Here is a 5,933-nt window from a genome sequence, read left to right on the forward strand (position 1 = left end):
CCCAAACCACCTTCGCCGAAACCTTCTCCGGCACCTGGACCTACCTCCAAGGCGCCCTCTTCGTCATCGTCATCGCCCTCGCCCCCCAAGGCCTCGCCGGCCTCACCCACACCCTCAAAACACGCCTCACCACCACACCCCCCGACACCCCCCACACCACCGGCCCCCAACCCCACAAGGCCCACACATGAGCCTCCTGACCATCACCGACCTCACCGTCACCTTCGGCGACTTCACCGCCCTCGACCACATCGACCTCACCCTCACCCAAGGCCAACTCCGCTTCCTCATCGGCCCCAACGGCGCCGGCAAAACCACCCTCATCGACACCATCACCGGCCGCACACGACCCACCCACGGCCACATCACCTACAACAACCGCCCCATCCACCACCTCCCCGAACACCGCATCGCCCGCGCCGGCATCGGACGCACCTTCCAAACCAGCGTCGTCTTCGAACACCTCACCGTCGCCGACAACATCGACCTCGCCGCCACACACCACCTCCGCCCCTGGCAACTCCTCCGCGCCCCACGCACCCTCCCCGACACCGTCCACCACATCCTCGACCGCGTCGGCCTCACCCCCCACACCCACCACAAAGCCTCCACCCTCTCCCACGGCCAACGCCAATGGCTCGAAATCGCCATGCTCCTGGCCGCCCGCCCCCAACTCCTCCTCCTCGACGAACCCGTCGCCGGCATGAACACCGACGAACGCACCCGCACCGGCCAACTCCTCACCGAGATCGCCACCGACCACACCATCGTCGTCATCGAACACGACATGGACTTCCTCCGCCGCTACGCCCGCGACATCACCGTCCTCCACGAAGGCCGCATCCTCACCCACGGCGACCTCACCACCATCCAGAACCACCCCGAAGTCCAACAGGTCTACCTCGGCCACACCCCACAGGAGCACACCCCATGACCACCACCCCAGCCCTCCACCTCCACCACCTCAACGCCGGCTACGGCCGCGCCCACGTCCTCTTCGACATCGACCTCACCATCAACCCCGGCACCATCGCCGCCATCATGGGCCGCAACGGCGTCGGAAAAACCACCCTCCTCAACACCATCGCCGGCCTCATCACCCCCACCCAAGGCACCATCACCCACCACAACACCGACATCACCCACACCCCACCCCACACCCGCGTCCACCACGGCCTCGCCTACGTCCCCCAAGGCCACGACACCTTCGCACCCCTCACCGTCGCCGAGAACCTCCACCTCGCCCACCAAGCCAACCCCCGCTCCCACCCCCACCCCATCGACCACGCCCTCCACCTCTTCCCCCGCCTCCGACCCCTCCTCCACCGCAAAGCAGGCCACCTCTCCGGCGGACAGGCCCAACAACTCAACCTCGCCCGCGCCCTCGTCACCCGCCCCACCACACTCCTGCTCGACGAACCCACCGAAGGCATCCAGCCCTCCATCGTCACCGAGATCGAACACGCCATCACCGACATCGCCGCCCAAGGCATCACCATCGTCCTCGTCGAGCAATACCTCGACCTCGCCCTCCGCCTCGCCGACACCGTTACCGTCCTGGACGCAGGCCGCATCACCCACCACGGCCCCCGCGCCGAACTCGACCACCACAGCGCCCACGCCCTCATGGCCATCTGACCCCAACGCCAGACCCCGCACATGCAAAAGGGCCGGCACCCAGACCGGCCCCACACACCCCTCCACTCAGTCCCCCGCCAAGGCCGAACACACCACCCCGCGATCCACACCCAGCTCGTCCAACAACGCCGACACCGGCTCAGGAGCCCGCACCACCGCCAACCGCACCAACACCTTCGCCCCCAACCCTCCACCCGTCCCCCTCCACCCCACGCCCCTCAACACCGCCTTCGCACCGGGCGTCAACGGCAACCGCTCATCCACCCGCCCCTGCACCACACCATGGGCCCACTCCACCCCCACACCCACCGACGCCAACGCCCGCACATCCAACTCCGCCAGCGCCCGCCGCGCCCCGACCAGATCCACACCCTGCTGGGCCAACACCCGCGCCGCCCGCCCGCGCTCCTCCGACAGAAGCGCCAACAACAGGTGCTCGGTCCCCACCTTGCGGTCGCCGCGCCCCACGGCCTCGGCCTTGGCATCCAGATACAGAGCACCACCGCTCTCACGCATCTCCACCATGATCAACCTCCGTACTTGCTGTGCACCGACTGCCGGGTCACCCCGAGGGCATCACCGATCTGCTGCCACGACCACCCCGCCTGCCGGGCCCGGACCACCTGCTCGGCCTCGACCCGCTCGGCCAACCTGCGCAGAGCCGACACCGCACGCAACCCATCCTCCGGACCGCCGACCCCCTGCTCCGCCATCTTCTCGTCCATGCATGTCAGCATGGCCTGACAAGCACAACCACGTCAACACACCCTGACAACCCACCCGGCAGAAAAAAGGGCCCACCCCACGACAGACCCCCGACCCACTACGACAACCGCACCCAACCCGTCCTCACCCACCACCGACCACCCGCCACCAACCGATCCACCACCGCACGCTCCAACCGCGTGCCCCGCGGCACCCGCTCCACATCCACCACCGGCGAACCGAACACGAAACGGAACACGTCCGACTCCCCCGCACGCCCCTCACCCACCAACGTGAACCGACGCTGAAAAGCCACGATGTTCGACCCCTCCCCCAACACCTCACCCCACTGCGGATCCAACAACCACGACGTACACGTGGCCACCACCGGATCAAAACCCAAACACCCACGCGCGAACGCCCGCGCACGCCCCAACGACTCATCCACCCCCGCCGGATCCAACCCACCCGTCGGAATGTGCAACCGCAACACCGGATCCCCCACACCCATCCCCGCACCCAACCCGGCAGCCTCCTCCCGCCCGTACCACTCCACCCCCGCCTCACACACCAACCGCGCCGGCTCCAACTGCAACCCCCCGACCCTGAACAACCGCCCCCGGAACTGCACCGCCACCCACCCGGACGTCTCCAACGACAACCACCCCCACATCAACCGCGACCGCCGCACCTGCGCACCCACATCAGCCAACGTCGCCACCGTCACCGAACGCGGCACACCCCACCCCGCCTGCACCTCCAACTGCACCGGAACCATCGCTGCAAAAGCCCACAGCGACGCCAACCTCACCCGCACATCCGACACATCCACCAACGAAGGCCACCACCGGAACCCCGCCGACAACTCCGCATCCGCCCACAACCGCCGATACATGCACTCCACCAAGTGCCACAACTCCGCCGACCACGCCTGCGAAGACCCACCACGACCCCCACCGGCATCCCCCGGCCACAACGCCTCGACCTCCGCCCGATCACACCCCTCCAACGCGAACAGATCCAACACCCGCGCAGCCTCATCACCCACCGGCACACACAACGGCCGCCCCGGAGCCGGCAACCGCTCCGCCTCCTCCAACCACTCCCCCACATCCGCCGACAAACCGAACCGATCCACCACAACAGAGCTCTCCATGCCCCCATCCTCCAACCGCGTCAACCACCAACGCGAGTGAGGTCCCCCTCACAGGTGGGCATAGTGTTGACGTAACACGGCCGAACCCACACACCACCGAAAACGAGGACCACCACCGATGCCCGACCCCGCACAGCGCGTGGCCGACTGGCTCGCCACCTACGACACCCCCACCACGTCGGTGGCCCACCTGCTCTGCGACCGCCACGCCCCCCACACCACCGCCGTCACCGAAATCGGCCCCACCCTCACCCCCACCACCCTCACCTTCGGTGAACTGCAACAACGCTCCAGCGACCTGGCCACCGCACTCGCCGACCTGGGCATCGGCCACGGAGACCGCATCGCCACCCTCCTGCCCAAGGGCATCGACCTCGCCGTGACCGCCCTCGCCGTGTGGCGCCTGGGCGGGGTCCTCGTCCCCCTCCTCTCCTCCTTCGCCCCCTCCGCCATCACCGAACGCCTCACCGGATCCGACGCCCGCCTCGTCGTATGCGAGGACGAACAACGCAGCAAACTCGACACCGACACCCCACCCCCCTGGGACATCGCCACCATCGGCCCCGAACCCACCCGCAACGGCGACCACACCCTCACCTCCCTCTCACGACGCGGCCACGGCCCCGCACCCGAGACCGCTGTCGGCGGTGACGGGCCCATCGCCGTCGTCTTCGTCTCCGCACCCGTCGGCCCACCCCGCGGCGTGGTCGTGCCCGTCCGCGCCCTGGCCGCCATGCACTCCCACCACCACTACGGTCTCGGTGTCGACGACGAGGACGTCTACTGGAACACAGCCGACCCGGGCACTGCCCACGGCCTGTACCACGGCCTCATCTCCCCGTTGCTGGCCGGCCACGCCTCCCTGGCACTGCGAGCCGGCTTCTTCGACCCCGAACTGACTCTTGACGTGCTCGGCATGTACCAGGTCACGAACCTGGCCACCGACCCCACCACCTACCGCACCCTGCGTGCGGCCACCAAGACGCTGCCGCCCGAGGTCGTGGTCCAGCGCCTGTCCAGCGCCGGCGAGCAACTCTCCCCAGAGGTCATCGAGTGGGCCACCGACATGTTCGGTGTCCCGGTGCGCGACCACTACGGCCAGACCGAACTGGGCTGGTGTGCGGGAGTACCCAACGGCGACACCGGCGAACCCGAACAGGTGCTGGCCCCCGGGGCGGTCGGCGGGTCCCTGCCCGGGTGGAAGGTACAGGTTCTGGAGGCCATCAGCGACGACCCCGCTCCCGTGGGCGCCTACGGGCGTATCGCCGTGGACCTGAGACAGAGCCCGCTGGCCTGGTTCACCGGTTACCTCGACAACGAGGCCGCCTCGCAGGTGCGCTTCACCCCGGAGGGCGACTACTACCTGACCGGCGACACGGGCATCCTCGACCGCGAGGGCAGGCTGCACTTCTCCACCCGCGACGACGGTGCGATCCTGACCTACGGGTACCGCATCGGCCCCTCGGAAGTGGAGACGGTCCTCAACGAACACCCCGCAGTGGAGGAATGCGGCGTCTACTCCGTGCCCGACGAGATCGCCGGCCAGATGATCGGCGCCCGCATCGTGCTCGCGAGCGGGTTCGAGGCCCGTGACGGCCTGGACGAGGAACTGCGTGGATGGGTGCGCGAGCGTTTCGCCCCGCACGCCGCGCCCGCGGAGGTCCACTTCGTGTCGGAGCTGCCGCGCACGGCCTCGGGCAAGATGCGGCGGGGCCCGNGGATCAGCCCTGGTGGTGGGGTACGAGCTCGTCGATGCGTGCGGCCAGGGCGATGTCCTTGTCGGTCAGTGCGCCCTCGGAGTGCGTGCTCAGGGCGAGATGGACCTTGTTGTAGCGGATGTCGATGTCGGGGTGGTGGTCGACCTGCTCGGCGACCTGTGCGATGTCATCGACCAGGGCGACGGCGTCGGTGAACCCGGGCAGGCGGATGGTGCGGCGTATGACGGGTTCTGCGTCCTCACGCCGCCAGTCCTGGAGCTGTGCCAGGCCTTCTTCGATCTGTGCATCACTCAGAGCCATAGGGCCTCTCCCCCTTCGTCGTCGGGTCCCTGGCCTGTCCTACCCAATGGATGGCCGGTGTCGCGTGTGTGGTGCGAGCTCTTTGTGATGGGTGCGGCGTAGCCGCGCGATTATGAGTGGAGGTTTTCGGAAGAAAAGCCGGAGCACCTTTACAGTGTAGATCCTAATGTGGCCGCATGCGGCCACACCGGCACCCACCTGGGACGACGGCCCACACCTGCACGCATCTCGTGCTGCAGGTCTTGCACCCGTAGTCCCCCGGCGGTTCACTCTGGGAGACCCCGGTCACTCCCCCACCCCAGGCGGGGACAGGCCCGTCCCCGCCGCTTCTCCCCCGGAAGCGAGCCCATGGCCCACCACGCACACCCCACCCCCGGACCCCGGCCCACCGCCGGCGCGGCTCCCCGCGCCGCCCC

6 protein-coding genes and 2 pseudogenes are annotated in these 5,933 nt (G+C 68.5%); 4 read left to right on the forward strand and 4 right to left on the reverse strand.

All coding sequences use genetic code 11. The annotated features are described in order from the left end of the window. The 3 genes and pseudogenes from D474_RS32505 to D474_RS0101010 form a co-directional block, all read left to right on the forward strand. Positions 1-191 (forward strand): annotated as a pseudogene (locus D474_RS32505) (urea ABC transporter permease subunit UrtC); the annotation flags it as partial. Further along, entirely contained in the window at positions 188-934 is a 747-nt protein-coding gene (urtD, locus tag D474_RS0101005) for an urea ABC transporter ATP-binding protein UrtD (RefSeq protein ID WP_017611737.1), read from the forward strand. The pseudogene D474_RS32505 and the gene urtD, both read left to right, overlap by 4 nt. Beyond that, positions 931-1,638, forward strand: a complete 708-nt coding sequence (locus tag D474_RS0101010; protein WP_017611738.1) for an ABC transporter ATP-binding protein — start codon at positions 931-933, stop codon at positions 1,636-1,638. The genes urtD and D474_RS0101010 overlap by 4 nt, the downstream gene beginning before the upstream one ends. 66 nt (positions 1,639-1,704) lie before the next feature. On the opposite strand, the gene D474_RS0101015 is transcribed toward D474_RS0101010, so the two are convergent. The 3 genes from D474_RS0101015 to D474_RS0101025 all read right to left on the reverse strand — a co-directional run bounded on the left by D474_RS0101015 (position 1,705) and on the right by D474_RS0101025 (position 3,499). After that, the gene (locus D474_RS0101015) at positions 1,705-2,163 is read right to left on the reverse strand and encodes a Clp protease N-terminal domain-containing protein (RefSeq protein WP_017611739.1); all 459 of its coding nucleotides are present in this window, start codon (positions 2,161-2,163) and stop codon (positions 1,705-1,707) included. A gap of 2 nt (positions 2,164-2,165) precedes the next feature. Beyond that, the gene (locus D474_RS0101020) at positions 2,166-2,363 is read right to left on the reverse strand and encodes a helix-turn-helix domain-containing protein (protein WP_040702896.1); all 198 of its coding nucleotides are present in this window, start codon (positions 2,361-2,363) and stop codon (positions 2,166-2,168) included. Positions 2,364-2,461: 98 nt separating this feature from the next. Beyond that, positions 2,462-3,499 carry an acyltransferase domain-containing protein gene (locus tag D474_RS0101025; RefSeq protein WP_017611741.1) on the reverse strand — a complete coding sequence of 346 codons (1,038 nt, stop codon included), beginning with the start codon at positions 3,497-3,499 and terminating at the stop codon, positions 2,462-2,464. A gap of 118 nt (positions 3,500-3,617) precedes the next feature. On the opposite strand from D474_RS0101025, the pseudogene D474_RS27240 reads away from it, so the two are divergent. Then, positions 3,618-5,210 (forward strand): annotated as a pseudogene (locus D474_RS27240) (AMP-binding protein); the annotation flags it as partial. A gap of 10 nt (positions 5,211-5,220) precedes the next feature. On the opposite strand, the gene D474_RS30745 reads toward D474_RS27240, so the two are convergent. Next, the gene (locus D474_RS30745) at positions 5,221-5,517 is read right to left on the reverse strand and encodes a 4a-hydroxytetrahydrobiopterin dehydratase (protein WP_083931699.1); all 297 of its coding nucleotides are present in this window, start codon (positions 5,515-5,517) and stop codon (positions 5,221-5,223) included. Between the last annotated feature and the right edge of the window lie 416 nt (positions 5,518-5,933).

The organism is Nocardiopsis salina YIM 90010 (assembly GCF_000341025.1).
In the GTDB taxonomy this organism is placed as follows: Bacteria; Actinomycetota; Actinomycetes; order Streptosporangiales; family Streptosporangiaceae; genus Nocardiopsis; species Nocardiopsis salina.